This window comes from Pseudoalteromonas aliena, assembly GCF_038155085.1.
In the GTDB taxonomy this organism is placed as follows: domain Bacteria; phylum Pseudomonadota; class Gammaproteobacteria; order Enterobacterales; family Alteromonadaceae; genus Pseudoalteromonas; species Pseudoalteromonas aliena_A.
This window is the reverse complement of sequence record NZ_JBAKAU010000004.1, coordinates 159,358-175,116: the sequence shown is the minus strand read 5'-3', so window position 1 is coordinate 175,116 and position 15,759 is coordinate 159,358. Positions and strand designations below refer to the sequence as shown.

Annotated in this window: 15 protein-coding genes; 8 read left to right on the top strand and 7 right to left on the bottom strand. The window is 38.8% G+C overall.

Going from position 1 to position 15,759, the window contains the following annotated elements:
* Positions 1-10: 10 nt before the first annotated feature.
* The 5 genes from V6260_RS06455 to V6260_RS06435 all read right to left on the bottom strand — a co-directional run bounded on the left by V6260_RS06455 (position 11) and on the right by V6260_RS06435 (position 3,699).
* The gene (locus tag V6260_RS06455; RefSeq protein ID WP_341593216.1) at positions 11-499 is read right to left on the bottom strand and encodes a peptidylprolyl isomerase; all 489 of its coding nucleotides are present in this window, start codon (positions 497-499) and stop codon (positions 11-13) included.
* Between the two features lie 66 nt (positions 500-565).
* On the bottom strand, positions 566-2,029 hold the full coding sequence (locus tag V6260_RS06450) for a LysM peptidoglycan-binding domain-containing protein (RefSeq protein WP_341593215.1): 1,464 nt from the start codon (positions 2,027-2,029) through the stop codon (positions 566-568).
* A 55-nt stretch (positions 2,030-2,084) separates the two neighbouring features.
* Positions 2,085-3,107, bottom strand: coding sequence for an MBL fold metallo-hydrolase (locus tag V6260_RS06445; RefSeq protein WP_341593214.1), 1,023 nt, complete (start codon positions 3,105-3,107; stop codon positions 2,085-2,087).
* 62 nt (positions 3,108-3,169) lie between these two features.
* Positions 3,170-3,469: a cell division protein ZapA gene (locus tag V6260_RS06440; RefSeq protein ID WP_341593213.1), complete on the bottom strand. Its 300-nt coding sequence runs from the start codon at positions 3,467-3,469 to the stop codon at positions 3,170-3,172.
* Positions 3,469-3,699 (bottom strand): cell division protein ZapB, encoded by a 231-nt coding sequence (locus tag V6260_RS06435; RefSeq protein WP_341593212.1) that lies wholly within the window; start codon positions 3,697-3,699, stop codon positions 3,469-3,471. Before V6260_RS06435 ends, V6260_RS06440 begins: the two co-directional genes overlap by 1 nt.
* 228 nt (positions 3,700-3,927) lie before the next feature.
* Between V6260_RS06435 and V6260_RS06430 the strand changes: the two genes are divergently transcribed.
* Entirely contained in the window at positions 3,928-4,767 is an 840-nt protein-coding gene (locus V6260_RS06430) for a 23S rRNA (adenine(2030)-N(6))-methyltransferase RlmJ (protein WP_341593211.1), read from the top strand.
* 109 nt (positions 4,768-4,876) lie between these two features.
* On the opposite strand, the gene V6260_RS06425 is transcribed toward V6260_RS06430, so the two are convergent.
* Together V6260_RS06425 and V6260_RS06420 are read right to left on the bottom strand one after the other, a co-directional pair.
* On the bottom strand, positions 4,877-5,695 hold the full coding sequence (locus tag V6260_RS06425) for an META domain-containing protein (RefSeq protein ID WP_341593210.1): 819 nt from the start codon (positions 5,693-5,695) through the stop codon (positions 4,877-4,879).
* 116 nt (positions 5,696-5,811) lie between these two features.
* Positions 5,812-6,378 carry a PhnA domain-containing protein gene (locus tag V6260_RS06420; protein WP_341593209.1) on the bottom strand — a complete coding sequence of 189 codons (567 nt, stop codon included), beginning with the start codon at positions 6,376-6,378 and terminating at the stop codon, positions 5,812-5,814.
* Positions 6,379-6,610: 232 nt separating this feature from the next.
* On the opposite strand from V6260_RS06420, the gene V6260_RS06415 reads away from it, so the two are divergent.
* The 7 genes from V6260_RS06415 to V6260_RS06385 all read left to right on the top strand — a co-directional run bounded on the left by V6260_RS06415 (position 6,611) and on the right by V6260_RS06385 (position 15,745).
* Positions 6,611-7,876: an EAL and HDOD domain-containing protein gene (locus tag V6260_RS06415; protein ID WP_341593208.1), complete on the top strand. Its 1,266-nt coding sequence runs from the start codon at positions 6,611-6,613 to the stop codon at positions 7,874-7,876.
* A gap of 2 nt (positions 7,877-7,878) precedes the next feature.
* A complete protein-coding gene (locus V6260_RS06410; protein WP_341593207.1) occupies positions 7,879-8,490 on the top strand; it encodes a paraquat-inducible protein A in 612 nt (203 codons plus the stop codon).
* A gap of 14 nt (positions 8,491-8,504) precedes the next feature.
* Positions 8,505-8,948, top strand: coding sequence for a hypothetical protein (locus V6260_RS06405; RefSeq protein WP_341593206.1), 444 nt, complete (start codon positions 8,505-8,507; stop codon positions 8,946-8,948).
* Between the two features lie 111 nt (positions 8,949-9,059).
* Positions 9,060-10,424, top strand: a complete 1,365-nt coding sequence (locus V6260_RS06400; protein ID WP_341593205.1) for a TolC family protein — start codon at positions 9,060-9,062, stop codon at positions 10,422-10,424.
* A complete protein-coding gene (locus tag V6260_RS06395) occupies positions 10,414-11,937 on the top strand; it encodes an efflux RND transporter periplasmic adaptor subunit (RefSeq protein ID WP_341593204.1) in 1,524 nt (507 codons plus the stop codon). Before V6260_RS06400 ends, V6260_RS06395 begins: the two co-directional genes overlap by 11 nt.
* An 8-nt stretch (positions 11,938-11,945) precedes the next feature.
* Complete coding sequence (locus V6260_RS06390) at positions 11,946-15,065, top strand: efflux RND transporter permease subunit (RefSeq protein ID WP_341593203.1); 3,120 nt, start codon at positions 11,946-11,948, stop codon at positions 15,063-15,065.
* Positions 15,066-15,289: 224 nt separating this feature from the next.
* Complete coding sequence (locus tag V6260_RS06385; RefSeq protein ID WP_341593202.1) at positions 15,290-15,745, top strand: hypothetical protein; 456 nt, start codon at positions 15,290-15,292, stop codon at positions 15,743-15,745.
* Positions 15,746-15,759 lie beyond the last annotated feature (14 nt).

Here is a 15,759-nt window from a genome sequence, read left to right as displayed (position 1 = left end):
TTTCTGCTGACTAGTGAGAGTGACCACAACCGCCTTCAGCGTGTACATGTCCGTGAGAAATTTCTTCACTTGTCGCTTCACGTACAGACACAACTTCAACGTCAAATGTTAGTGTTTTTCCCGCAAATGGGTGATTTAAATCACAATCTGCGTTAAAACGACCAACCTTAACAATCGTTACTTGGTGGTGACCTTGGTTAGACTGCACCATTGCCGTCATACCTGGCTTCCATACTTTTACATCACCTTGTAGGTGCTTAAGAGGAATACGTTGAATTAAGTCATCAACACGCTCGCCGTACGATTCACTTGGTTCTAGAGTTACACTAAATTTTTCTCCAGCTTCTTTACCTTCAAGTGCTTTTTCTAAACCAGGAAGCATGCCTTCGCTACCATGAATGTAAGTAAGTGGAGCTTCGTTTATGCTGCTTTCAATTTGCTCGTTGCTTTCACTGAGGGTGTAGTGAAATTCAACGGCTGAATTTTTGCTAATTTGCATGCTTGTCTCTTTAAATAAAAACTATGTTAGAGCACAATTTTACGCGAAATATATACGTTTATAAACTTAACGTGGCTGATTTAGTGTTTTTTGTAAATCTAGTAGTAAATTCTTTTTTATTGGTGCTGCTTTTTGCTTTTCAGCCTGTGGTATAAATAGTACTAATTGAGTACCAGGCTTTAAAATGCTTGATGCAGAGAGTTTGTTCCATTTTGCCAAGTCGCTGTATGGTAAATCATATAATTGACTAATACTCCAAAGAGTATCCCCTTGTTTTATTTCGTAATCTATCTCAATAGTAGGTATTACGACTTCTTGTGGTTCAAGATAAGGACTTATTTTGTAATCAACAGTTAATGTACTTGGTAGAGTTTTAGGTTGTCCGATTAATAACTTTTCCCCAACGCCTATTAAATTGCTATTTTTATTATTAAGTTGTTTTAAAGCTTTTACTGACATACTAAAACGCCTAGCGATACTGTAAAGCGTATCGTTTTGTTTAACTATGTACTCTCCAGCAAAGTTTGATTTGAAGAACTGACTTTTTAATAATGCTTCTTGCCCTATAGGTAGCAATAAAGTATGTGGCCCGTTAGGTGAGCTTTGATTTTTTAAATACCCCTGATTAATAGCATGTAACTGCTTTGAACCTATACCAGAGAGTTTAGCAATCACTGAAAAGTCGAACTGCTGCCCAATGTTCATCTGTGTTGTAAATGGCTTATATGCAAGCTTTGGGCGCTTAATTCCTTTTTGTGGGTGTTTAACTAAATAGCTTAAAGCAAGTAACTTCGGTACGTAGTCAGCGGTTTCTTTTGGCAGGCTGAGCGACCAGTAATCGGTGCTTTTATTGCGTTTTTTATTTTTTTCAATTGCACGTTTAACACGACCCTCACCACTGTTATAAGCGGCCAAAGCATGTAGCCAATTACCATCAAAGCGTTTATGTAAGTAACTTAAGTAATCAAGTGCTGCATCGGTTGAAGCAAGTACGTCTTGGCGGCCGTCGTACCATTTATCTGATTTAATGCCAAAATGATGTGCAGTAGCACCAACAAGTTGCCATACACCAACAGCTTTTTGTGATGATTCGATAGTTGGCCTGAAGTCACTTTCGACAAAAGGTAGTAAAACAAGATCCATTGGTAATTGCTTTTGCTCTATCTTTTTTACTATGTGATACAAATAAGGAGCTGCACGCTTACTAACTGTGCGTAGATAATTTGGTTGCTTTAAATACCAATTAATACGTTTTTTTAATGCATGGCCTTGATTTGTCTTAAAGTTTAGGTTATTTGATATATGCTCCCATAAATCGTTTGTTTTTAAGAGGTGCTTTTTTTCAGCCGCTAATGAGGGAGTACTTGGTATAGTTGGCTCAGCATCATTTGTTGTTTGTGATATTAAGTTCTGCTGCTTATATTTTGGCTCAAAATGAGTGAAAATTTGTGGAATTTCTTGAAGTGCAGGCTTTGTACTTTTACAGCCAAACAAAAAAATACCCAAACAGCATAAAACCAAATTTCGCATAGTGATCACTTTTGTAAATTCCTTTTACTATTTTAACACAATCCGTTGTGTTGAGTTATTCGGTGCTTTTTGCGCGATTAAGGCCTGCTTGCAAAAAAAAGTTGCTTGATTTTGCATTAAGCTCTTCCTGTTTATAAGGTTCAATAACTGACTCAGGAAAAGAGAGCATTAATTGCTCAACACTTTGATCTTTATTGTTTTCAACGTGCTCTGTTAGGGCTGTTAAAAATGAGAGTGGCTGTTTCAGCTGCTCTTTTGTTAATGTTCTGCCGTGGCCTGGTAAAATAACAGTGATTTTCTCATCATTAATATATTGTTTAAGTAGAGCTTGCCAGCTTTTGAGTTCGCCGTGTCCAGGATAGGGTAGCCAGTCAACTATATCACCACCAATAAGCACGCTGCCATTATTCGCCATAATAGTTAGATCGCCATTGGTATGGGCCTGGTGCGGTTCAATAACTATCTCGAAATTACCTAGATCAATGGTTTCACGATTATCTATTGTTATTTTCGGTTTGCTGAGTTGATACTCTCGCCAGCGAAAAAGTCGCTTTTTTGCAAGCTCTAACTTGCCACGCCACTTAATTTTTTCATCTGTAGGAAGGTTAGCTAATCGCTGATAGCTCAGCTCAATGCTTTTTTCATAGGTATCTAGTTTGTCACTATATTCTTTTTGGTAACGGTTGAAATTAATATTTACCTGTTGATGAACAATTAGCTTAGCATCAGGATAAAAACTTTGCATAACAGCCATGCCTAATAAGTGGTCGTCATGATAATGAGTGGCAACTAAATAGCATAAAGGTGTTTTGAGGCGCTTTTTTAAATCTTCGGCAAGTTGTTCAACCGCGGCAAAGTTGGCGCTAGTATCGACGAGCAAAGCGCATTTATCGCCTTTGATTAAGATTTGGTTAGAGTCATAAAAGCGAAGTTGCTCTTGTTGTTTTAAGAACTGAATATTAGGGTTAATTGTGTCCCAAGTGACGGCCGCATAGGTATTTTTTACCGATAGTAAAGTGCACATTAAAAGTAAGTACTTACATGTAGAATAGGTTATGTTTGAAATGTTTAACTTCATTTACTATCTCTATGCTGATGTTTAATTACTGAATAAAAAATAAAAAGCGCATATTGCGCTTTTTATTTTTTATGATCATTTACTAAATGCTGACTGAGTTTATCAATCAGTTTGTCTTGATACTGTTGTTCAGCAGTGGCCTGTGTTTTTGCTTCTAGCAATTCGTGGCTCAAGTTTAATGCTGCCATTAATAGAGCTTTTTGATCGTTTCTAACGGTTGAGCGTTGCTTCATTTGCTCTACTAAGTCATTTAGATTTTTAGCTGCTGCTATTAGCGCATCTTCTTGCCCTTCGGGGCAAGCGAATTGCTGCTTTTTTCCTAGCAATTCAACAGTGACCCGCTGGTTTTGCAGCTCAGACATTAGCTACCCTGTTGTGCACTTTGCAACTTATCAAGAAGACCTGATAAAGTGGTGCTGGTATCTTTTTGTTTTTCTTCGTTTTCTAAAGCCTCGAGTTGTAGTAACTCGTTGTCATCAGCAAGTTTTGCATTTTGCTCTTTTAAGTTAATAACATCTGTTTGTAATTGGTTATTACGTTCGATTAAAGAATCGATCAGCTGTTCGAGTTGTTGGAGAGTAGTGTTATTCATAAAGGCGCTCATATAACTGTAATTAATGTCATGCAAATGTAAAGCAAAGTGTGTTGATTTGCCAGTATTTACGGTGGTTTTAGCTGATTTTTCTTCTGTGTTAAGGGATAATTCATTATATGAGCTTTTTCATTCAGAGATGGTTCACTTAAACTCGGTGTAAGTTGCCAAAGCATAGGGCTTGTGGTTCACTTGCACTATTAAATTGCGTATGGCGAAAAATAAATAATGCTTAGTTACAGACACTCATTTCATGCCGGTAACCCTGCCGATGTGCTTAAACACTTGGTGTTAGCACAGGTATTAGGCTATCAGACAATTAAAGATAAACCGCTTGATTATATAGATACGCATTCGGGAGCTGGCTTTTTTGAGTTGGCGGCCGCAGATGCGCAAAAAACACAAGAGTATCAAAATGGCATCGAAAAATTGTGGCAACATAAAAGTGAACATCCAGCGCTTAATGAATACATTGAATTAATTAAGAGATTTAACGACACTGATGAACTTACGTTTTATCCAGGTTCACCAAAAATTGCAGAACATTATTTGCGCCGCCAAGATAAGGGTTGGTTTTTTGAGTTGCATCCGCGCGATTTATTATTACTTGAAGAAAATATGCAAGGTAAGCGCTCTATTCGTGTGCGCGGAGAAGATGGTTTTACCGGTTTAGTGGGATTATTACCACCAGCATCTCGCAGAGCGTGTGTGTTAATTGACCCACCATACGAAATTAAGGATGACTACGAAACGGTTGTAAAAACCTTAGTTAAAGCTCATCAGCGTTTTGCTACAGGTACTTATATGATTTGGTATCCGGTAGTAGACAGAGAACGCATTGATAATATGGAGCAGAGCTTAATTAATTCCGGGATGCGCAACATTCAGTTATTTGAATTAGGCACCGAAGCGGATACTGACGTACACGGGATGACAGCATCGGGCATGATTGTAATTAACCCTCCATGGAAGTTAAAGCAAACAATGGATGCAATAATGCCTGAGCTTGTTAGTTTGTTAAGTGAGCCAAGTGGTTTTTACAGAAGTGAACAACTCGTTGATGAGTAGCTTTAAATAGCGCTTATAATGAATGATAAAATGCCCTAGTTTCGCAGGGCATTTTATTTGAAGCAAATGCGAATGTGTTAGGTAACACTTATATCTAAGGGACTAAATATTAATTAACATAAACTGCGTTAAAAGTAGCAAGCGTACTACCGCTGTTGCTTTTAAGTTTTAGTGACTCGCCTGTAATTTCCCACTTTGAAGTATTGTTAAGTACGTTAGACATAGCTGCCTCTTGGTCCATATTCTCCGAACACATCTTTTTTGTACTCGCTAATTGACTAAGTGTAATTGTTTGCTGATTGGTGCTATAACTTCCGCTAAAGTTATTGCAGCCTAAAAAGCCATTAACACGGTAGTCTTTGTCGAACTGAATAAACGGCTCTTTAGTTGTAACATTTACAGTTTGAGCATTTATTGTTATTGCTTTCCAGTACGTATTTGTAAGCGTTACGTCTGGCTTTTCAAGGGATACTTTTGAAAGCTCAACTTTATAAGGGCCAGTTAGCTGTGATTCGGTAAATGGGTCGTTATTTGTTGTGCTTGTGTAAAGTACTTTGTCTTTATTTATGATTCTGGCGCTTAGGTTATAGCGGTGTTTATCATTAACTTTGCTGTCATCATAGATTAGTTCTACAGTAAATGGTGGGGCTTGGGTAATATCAATTACTTCTTGGGCTATTATATCGGCTTTTACATCCATTTTAGATACATTCGAAAGCGTAACTATTAACTGTGAACCAGGGCGAAGCATACTGCGATCTTTGTAGCTAACTTGGGCAGTTAGAGTAGATATTGCTTTTGCTTGCTCTATATTTTCAGTCGACTTAGTTTGTTGATCACAACCGGTTATAGCAAAAGCGCTCAGCGCAAATAAACTAAGTCCTGTAAGTACTTTTTTACGTGAATGTAATGCTTGATGCTTTTCCATGTTTGTTATCCTTACTCAATATTATCTCCTAGTGTATTACCTAGTGACTTAATCATTCCTTAACTTATTTTAAACATAAAAAAAGGCGCATTAGCGCCTTTTATAATTAAAAACGATTATTTTTTAACAAACTTCGTTAAAATCACAATGCGCTGGCCGTCAACTCGCCCTTCAATATGTTCAGGGTTGCTGGTTAGGCCAATATTTCGAACCGCTGTTCCACGTTTGGCGGTAAGGCTACTGCCTTTAACGTCTAAATCTTTAATTAGAGTAACGGTATCTCCTGCTTGCAGTACTACACCGTTGCTATCTACATGCTTTAAATCGTCATCTTCAGCAAGTACTTTTTTAGCCCACGTTAGCGTGTCTTCTTCAAGGTAAATCATGTCTAGTGCGTCTTGTGCCCAGCCATTATCCGGTGCTAAACGCGAAAGCATTCTGTAAGCCACAACTTGTACTGCAGGCGTTTGGCTCCACATGCTATCGTTTAAACAATGCCAATGTGTAGGCGTTATTTCGCTGTTATTCTCGATTTGATCTTTACATGTTTGACACGTGTAAATACATTTATCTGAGTGGGTTTCAGTTACAGGTGGTACTTCATAAACAGATAAGTTTTCAGTTGCTGCACACAGTTCACATTGATTATTACTACGTTCAATCAGGGCTTTTTCAATACTCATGGGGGCTCTTTCTAGTTCTAGTCGAGTTAACATTTGCTGCTATTATACCCCATTATAATGCTCTGGTGCTATTAGTCCCTTGATTTTGTGTGGGTATACACATAATTTAAATTTGTTCTAGTATGTGTATACGTAGAGTTACATACTATAGTTATGCATGTATAAATTATAGTCTACCGATTTTACCTAAAATGGTTCCAAATTTTTAAATGCATTTAAAGAGGTTGTATCATTGAAATTATCGAGCGAAGTTCTAGAAAATAAGTTATTAAAGCATCACGTAGCTAGGCAACCTATTCTTGATGTCAAAAAAAAGCTTTTTGCATATGAATTACTTTACCGAGACTCTGAAGAGAACGCATTCCCTATAAATACTTCAGATGAGCAGGCAACTAGTCGGCTTTTTTTTAATACCTTAATGCTTGTAGGCTTTGAAAAGTTGACAGCTAAGCAACGTGCTTTTATTAATTTATCTACGGATGCTTTACTTAATGATTTTCCGAAGCTGCTCAACCCGTCCGATACAGTAATTGAGATAGTTGAGCGGGCAAGCAATATTAGTTTGATTGCTGAGAGAGTTAAATACTTAAAAAAGGATGGCTATGTATTTGCTTTAGATGATTATGATGGCGATCCAAAATGGCGCCCTTTATTAGAGCTTATGACCTATGTGAAGCTTGAAATTGATGATCCTGTCGAAAAAACGAATGCGCATATTAAAGAGTTGAAGTGCGAGTTTCCTAATATAAAAATTATTGTTGAACGAATAGAGACTTATGAACAATTTAAGATTCTCGAAGGTTCAGGGTGTGATTACTTTCAAGGATACTTTTTTGCTCGCCCCGAAATGGTTGTTTACAGTGGTGTTGAACCTTCTAAAGTTACAGTGTTTGAGCTTTTACGTTGTACAGCTAAAGAGCATCTTTGCTTTGAAGAGGTACATCAACGTGTAGCTAAAGATGTAGCGATTACGGCGAGAATTTTAAAGCTGGCTAATATTCGCATTGGTAATGCTAATTTACACATAACTTCTATTCCTCAAGCCGTGGTTTATTTAGGTGAAGATACAATTAGGCAATTTGTCCGCGTGTTAGCGCTTAGTGAGCTAGGGCTTGAAAAGCCTTCCGAATTAACAAAGCTTGCACTAGTGCGTGCACAATCAATGGCGCTAATATTAACGAAGGTAGATAAAAGTTTAAGTCAGCAAGGTTATTTAGTCGGATTATTTTCAGTACTCGATGCTATTTTAGACACAGAGTTGAGCGTAATAATTAAGGAGTTCACTTTCGACTCAATTATTACAGATGCTCTTATTTCTTTAAGAGGTAGCTTAGGTGAATGCCTCAAGTTAGTTAAGCTTATTGAGCAAAAAGACTATAGCGAAGTAAAATTTGTAGTATCTAAAATGGACTCTGAGTTAGTAATAGAGGATGTTTATAGTTTCACTTTAGATGCAATGCTTTATAGTGATGAGATTTTAGACGCTATTGCAGAATAAATATGCGTAATTGGTTATCGGTTATAAGTGTAGTAATTGCACTAGGTTTACTTTTTCCTGGTATTACAAAACCAGTGTTAAGCATTGAAGGTAATATTGATAAATCAAAACTAGCGCAAGCGGGTATTGAAATGCTTGCCGAAGAAGGTGATGGGCGTACCCGAAGTATGTTAATGATGTTCTCGAACATGTTAGGGCTTGATAAGTTAGAAGGCGAAATAAGCGCTTACAGCAAAACACAAAGTATTTTAGGCACGGTTAAAGAGCTGGCCAATAACAACAACTTATTTGTAGCTGCTTTGGTGGCGTTATTTTCTATTGTTATTCCTAGCTTAAAGCTACTTATGCAGCTGCTTTATTGTTGTATACCTGTGGGAGGTGTTAAGCAAAAACTTGGTTTGGTTATATGTGCACTGAGTAAATGGAGTATGGTTGATGTATTTGTTATTGCATTAATAGTAACCTACCTTGCTGGAAACGCACACGGGCAAAGTGGTGAGTTACTTATTATGAATGCTCAATTTGGCGAAGGTTTTTGGTATTTTTGCGCATATTGTATTTTTGCAATTTTAGCGAGTAACTTAATAAAAACACCAATTACAGTTTCTAAATAACGACTTAAAAATTTGTGGCAATAACTGAGTTGCCATATAATTACACCGACATTTATTTTAAAGGCACTACATTGCAGCGTTTTCATTTAAGCTTACTTATCATCACCTTGTTACTCACTTTTGTGGGTCAAGCTGCTGCGTCTGTAGCTATGGTGTGTGAAATGCCGCATGACAGATCTAAAACATTCGCGCACAGTAAAATGGATATGTCGCAAAGTGATTTTAAAATGCATGAGAATATGTCTCATAACATGGCAGCAATGGATTGTTGTGACAACGAAAACACATCTAAAAATGAATGCAAATGCCCCATAAACGGCTGCGCTACAAACTCAATGCTTAACGTAGAAAGTTTATTTAGCATTACCTTGCTTGAGTCTGAGAAGGTTAACTTAAGCGTCCCATCCACACAAATTACTATACCTCGCTCACTTTACCGACCTCCTATGTTTGCTTAATTGCAGGATAGGTGTATTTAAAATTTAGATCTTTAAGCTTCAACAGCTGCTAATCACCTTTTCTGCCTTGAAATAAGACTTTTGTTTTCTTTATTTTGGCCGGAGTAGGTAATGAACCTCGTTATAAACTTTAAAATAATATTATGTAGTACTGTGTTTTTAAGTACGGTAGCTAAAGCGCAAAGTACCTTTGATTTTCAAACACAAAATTCACCCCGTTCAGTCCAAACGCTTAGCTTAGCGCAGGCGTTAAATTATGCACTTACAAACGAGCCATGGCTAAAAGCTAGCAGCGAAATGCAAGCGGCCACTGTGTCAAAAGGTATTGCTGCGGGCAGCCTACCCGATCCCGTTTTAACCGTTGGGTTATTAAATTTACCCACGAATGGATATGCGTTTGATCAAGAAGGGATGACGCAGCTAAAAGTAGATTTAAGCCAAACATTTAGTCGTGGTAATAGCCGATCCTTACAAACAAAAGCGTTAACTCAATTAGCGCAGCAGTATCCTTGGCAACGCGCCGATAGGCTTGCTCAGGTTAAAGCAATTGTAATTGAGTCATGGCTAAATGCTTACAGGGCACAACGCAGTATTGACCTAATTGAGCAAGACAAAGGTTTGTTTTCTCAGCTAATAGAAATAACAGAGGCAAGTTACGCAAGTACCTTAGGTAAAACCCGTCAGCAAAACATTATTCGAGCACAATTAGAGCTTACCCGCCTTGAGGATAAGCTTATTACGCTTGAGCAGCAATTTGAAAGTGCTAAAAGTCGCCTTGCACAGTGGCTACCTATGGATATGTTAATGCAGCCGCTTAATAGTGACTTTATTAAAACAACCCCCTTAATTGACTTTTCACAGTTAGAATTTAACCAGTTAATACCGCTTTTAATAGCTCATCCGGCAATTGTTGCTATAGAAAAAACAGTCACAGCTAAACAAACCGAAGTTACCCTTGCCAAGCAAAGTTACAAGCCTCAAGTGGGTGTTAATGTGGGTTATGGATATCGAGATGATACGCCTGTGGGAGAATCGCGAGCAGATCTACTCTCAATAGGGTTGAGTATCGACTTGCCACTATTTACCGATAATAGACAAGATCAGCAAGTTAAAGCCGCTATTGCAACTGCAGAGGCATTTAAAACACAAAAGTTGGTTGCTCTTCAAAAGCTAAAAGGGATGTATTTTAAAGAGTACAGCCAGTTAGCACGGCTAAAAAAACGTGAGCAGCTTTATAAAAACACATTATTACCACAAGTAGCAGAGCAAGCCCAAGCTACACTAAATGCATATACCCGCGATGATGGTGATTTTTCTGAGGTAATGCGTGCGCGTATTAGTGAGCTAAACGCCAAAATAGATGCCTTAAATATTACCGTCGACCAGCAAATTATTACTGCCCGACTTAATTACTATGCAAGTAGTTTAGATACCCAAGTAATGGCTGAGCAAGTAGGAGAAACCAATGAATATTAATTTAAAACTCCTTATAGCGGGCGTTGTGGGGGCGGGTGTTTTGGCGATAACACAGCAGTTTTTAATAGATAGCTCAGCAGCAGGTGAGCAGCAACATGCCTCAAAAGAGCCGCTTTATTGGGTTGCGCCAATGGATAGTAATTATAAACGCGATGAACCGGGGCTTTCGCCTATGGGGATGGATTTAGTACCTGTTTATAAAGATGATGCTAACAATAGCCCAGGTACCGTAACTATTTCTCCAGAGGTGGTTAATAACTTGGGCGTAAGAACCAGTAAGGTACAGCTAAAAACTCTGCAAAGCGATATTAATACCGTGGGATATGTACAGTACAACCAAGATCAGTTAATTCATATTCATCCACGAGTAGAAGGGTGGTTAGAAACTTTATTTGTAAAAGCACAAGGCGCACAAGTTAAAGCGGGTGAGCCTTTGTATACCTTATATTCCCCTCAGTTGGTGAACGCTCAAGAAGAGTTTTTACTAGCAGTAAATCGTAATAATAAGGTGCTAATAAGGGCGGCAAAAGCACGTTTAGAATCATTAAATGTGTCTGATGGGTTTATACAGCGTCTTCAAAATAATAAAAAAGTAATGCAAAACATTACATTTTACGCCCGTGAAAGTGGCGTGGTTGATGAGCTAAATGTACGGGAAGGTTTTTTTGTAAAACCAGGTACATCAATGATGAGTATTGCTCAGTTAGATGAAGTGTGGGTAGAGGCGGAGGTATTTGAGCGACAAGCGGCGCAAGTAAGTGTTGGCATACCCGTTACTATGACCCTTGATTATTTAAAGGGAGAAAGGTGGCAAGGCAAAGTCGATTATATTTACCCCGCGCTTGACGCTAAAAACCGTACCTTGCGTGTAAGGCTCAGATTTAATAATAAAGATCACCGTTTAAAACCTAATATGTTTGCACAAGTAAGCATTCATTCAAGTGCGAGTGAAGCTCACCTCACTGTACCAAAAGAAGCGGTTATTCGCACTCAGCATCAAAACCGAGTTGTTATCGCAAAGGGAGAGGGGAGATTTAAATCGGTGCAAGTAGATGTTGGGCATATTAATAGTACCGAAGCGGTTATTTTATCAGGCGTTTTAGAGGGCGATACGGTTGTTACCTCGGCGCAGTTTTTAATTGATTCTGAGTCGAGTAAAAGCTCTGACTTTAAGCGAATGGACATGCCTAATTTAGACTCTAGTTCACACTCGGGTATGAACATGGATATGAAGGCAACTATGCAGCCACAAACAGCCACAGTTAACGGTACTATTAATACAATAAACTTACAAAATCGTGTCATTAATATTAGCCGTGAGGCCATACCAAAATGGAATCGAGAGCCTGCCACTATGGATTTTATACTATCGCCAGAGGTAGATATCAGCCTGCTTAAACATCCTCAGTATATTAATTTTACGTTTAGCATTATTAACGATGAATTTGTGATTACAGAGGTAAAAATCGCAAAGCCAAATAGCCACTCTACTATGCAACACAGTTCTCACTAGGAGCCATTATGATAACTGCCATTATTCGCTGGTCTGTTAGCAATCGCTTTTTTGTGTTGTTGCTTACATTAATACTCATGGGGGGAGGGTTATATGTAGTAAAAAATACTCCTGTAGATGCGCTGCCTGATTTATCTGATGTGCAGGTGATTATTAAAACCTCGTATCCTGGGCAAGCCCCTCAAGTTGTGCAAGACCAAGTTACATTCCCGCTGACTTCGGCAATGCTTTCTGTGCCAGGGGCGCAAACAGTGAGAGGCTTTTCGTTTTTTGGCGACTCATATGTTTACGTTATTTTTGATGAAAAAACCGATTTGTATTGGGCGCGAAGCCGCGTGCAAGAATACTTAAGTCAAGTAGCAAAACGCCTTCCTGAAACGGCTAATGCAGAGCTTGGCCCCGATGCAACGGGTGTTGGTTGGATTTACTTATATGCACTGGTTGATAAAACAAATAAGCATGACATTAGCCAATTAAGAAGCTTGCAAGATTGGTTTTTAAAGTTTGAATTACAAACCGTGCCGGGGGTGTCAGAAGTTGCAGCCGTAGGTGGCATGGTTAAGCAATATCAAGTAAATGTAGAGCCCGATAAGTTACGCGCATATGGTATTCCGCTAAGCCTAATTCAAACGGCTATAAAGCAAGGCAATCAAGAAATGGGCGCCTCTGTGGTAGAAATGGCAGAAGCTGAATACATGGTAACAAGCACCGGCTATATAAAAAGTGTAGCCGATTTAGAGGCTATTCCTCTTGGTGTAAATGCTAATGGTACTGCGCTGCAATTGCGAGATGTAGCCGACATACGGTTAGGGCCGCAAATGCGCCGCGGTATAGCCGAGTTAAATGGAGAAGGCGAAGTAACTGGCGGCATAGTTATTATGCGTTATGGCGAAAATGCACAAAAAACAATTGAATTGGTAAAAGCAAAATTAGCATCACTCAAAAAAGGATTACCAGAGGGCGTTGAAATAGTTCCTGTGTACGATCGTTCTAACTTAATAAATAACGCAATTGATAACCTAACCAGTAAATTAATTGAAGAGCTGATTGTAGTTGCATTAGTGTGTGTGGTGTTTTTGTTTCATGTGCGCTCATCTTTAGTGGCTATTATTACCCTGCCACTAGGTATTTTAACTGCGTTTATTATTATGTATTGGCAAGGGATTAACGCCAATATAATGTCGTTAGGGGGCATTGCCATTGCAATAGGTGCAATGACCGACGGCGCGATAGTCATGATTGAAAATATGCATAAGCATATGGAAAAAACGCCATTAACCAACGAAAATCGCTGGGAGATAGTTGTTAAAGCGGCTAGTGAAGTAGGCCCAGCGTTGTTTTTTAGTTTACTTATTATAACCGTAAGCTTTATGCCGGTATTTATTTTAGAAGCGCAAGAAGGGCGTATGTTTGCACCTTTGGCTTACACAAAAACCTATGCAATGGCTGCCTCTGCGGGGCTTGCAATTACACTTGTGCCAGTTTTAATGGGCTACTTTATACGTGGAAAGGTGCTTAAGGAGAAAAAGAATCCAGTAAACCGTTTATTAGTTATGGCGTATAAGCCGCTATTAAATAAAGTACTTAAGTTTCCTAAAGTAACTTTGCTACTAGCCTGCGTGGTTGCTGTTATAGGTTTTTATCCGCTAGATAAAATGGGAAGTGAATTTATACCCCCGCTTGATGAGGGGGATTTAATGTATATGCCCACTACTTACCCTGGTTTATCGATAGGCAAAGCACGTGAAATTTTGCAGCAAACCGATAAGCTAATTGCCACGGTGCCAGAGGTTAAATCGGTATTTGGGAAAGTGGGCCGCGCCGAAACCGCGACCGACCCAGCGCCGCTCACGATGATTGAAACCTTCATTCAATTAAAGCCAAAAGGTGAGTGGCGCGAGGGAATGACTCTTGAAAAACTTAAAAAAGAGCTTGATAGCTTGGTTAAATTTCCCGGGCTAACAAATGCGTGGGTTATGCCAATTAAAACGCGTATTGATATGCTTGCAACGGGTATTAAAACCCCGGTAGGCATTAAAGTGGCTGGGCCAAAGTTGAGTGAAATTCAAAAAATAGGTCAACAAATAGAAGTGTTACTAAAAGACGTGCCAGGCACTGCATCGGTTTACTCTGAGCGAGTAGCAGGTGGACGCTACATTAAAGTAGACATAAACCGAGAAAAAGCCGCTCGCTATAGTTTAAATATTAGCGATGTACAGCAAGTCGTTGCAACGGCTATTGGCGGAATGAACGTAACACAAACAATAGAGGGGCAAGAGCGCTACCCGGTAAATTTACGTTATCCGCAAGCATACAGAGACTCACCAGAAGAGCTCATGTTACTTCCTATAGTTACGCCTTCTGGGCAGCGCATAGCTCTTGCTGATGTAGCCGATGTATTTATTGAAAATGGTCCGCCCGGAATAAAAAGTGAAAATGCACGTGTAAATGGTTGGGCGCTTATTGATATTGACGGTGTTGATATTGGCACTTACGTACAAAATGCTCAGCAAGTATTAAATAAGCACTTGGTATTGCCTGCTGGTTATTCTATTACATGGGCTGGGCAATACGAATATATGCAGCGAGCCAAAGACAAACTTACTTACGTATTACCACTTACTTTAGCGATTATTATTGTATTGCTTTACCTTAATTTTAGAAGCTTTGCTGAAGTGACTATTATTATGGCTACGTTGCCACTGGCGATGATTGGTGGCATATGGTTAATGTATTTAGAAGGATTTAATTTTTCAGTAGCAGTAGGCGTAGGCTTTATTGCCTTAGCCGGTGTTGCCGTTGAAATAGGCGTAATTATGTTGGTGTATTTAAATCAGGCCTATCAAGAAAAATCCTTAGAAGCTGAGCAAATAGGTGAGCCGCTTAGTTTAATACAGTTACAACAAGCAATTATTGAAGGCGCAGGGCTGCGGGTGCGCCCAGTAATGATGACGGTAGCGACTATTATTATTGGCTTGCTACCAGTGCTTTATGGTACAGGTACTGGCAGCGAAGTAATGAGCCGAATTGCAGCGCCTATGGTTGGTGGCATGATTAGCGCAATTGCCCTTACTTTGGTTGTTATTCCTGCCGTTTACTTATTATGGCGCAGGCAAGGGCTTAAATAACGAGGCAATAGAGCAATGTATTATTTTTTAACCTGATCTGCGCCTTGCAACTAGGCTCAGGTTACTTATGCATTGCTCTATAAAAATTACCTATAGTTTGTAAGTTGTTCTATTAAATGATTTATTATTATTTTTATTAATTTTAAGTTTTTGTTTTTAATTGTTTTTTTAGTTGGCATGTTTTGCGCAACAAAGTAGTACAGTCAACTTAGTAAGGAACACACATGCAAGTTAAAACAATTAAAGAAGTGTACGATTGGACCGTTTTATTTCACACACAAATGGCGGCAAATTTTTATAGTGTAAAGGACATACTTGATGAACATAACGCGATGCTGGTGGACTATTACCTAAATTACGAAAAAAAGCTCGCTGAGGATTTAGTGGGTTTTAAAGCTATTACCGAAATTAATACTTTAGATACTTATAGTTATGAGTACTTTGCAGAAAACCCTGACCTGATCACGTTTGAAGATATTAGTAAAGATCAGCAGTTTGATGAAAAAGTAATTCAAAACTACTTATCAAGTCAGCATCAAAAGGTGATTGAGCTATATAAATATTTATTAGAGCGCGCCGAAACTGGTAATGGTCAGGAAAAGCTTGAGCAAATATTAGAGCTGGAAGAGCAAGGCTTAAAGCAAATGATGCAAAGCACAAACCGCCATATGGATATGTAGTTACAAAAAGCAGG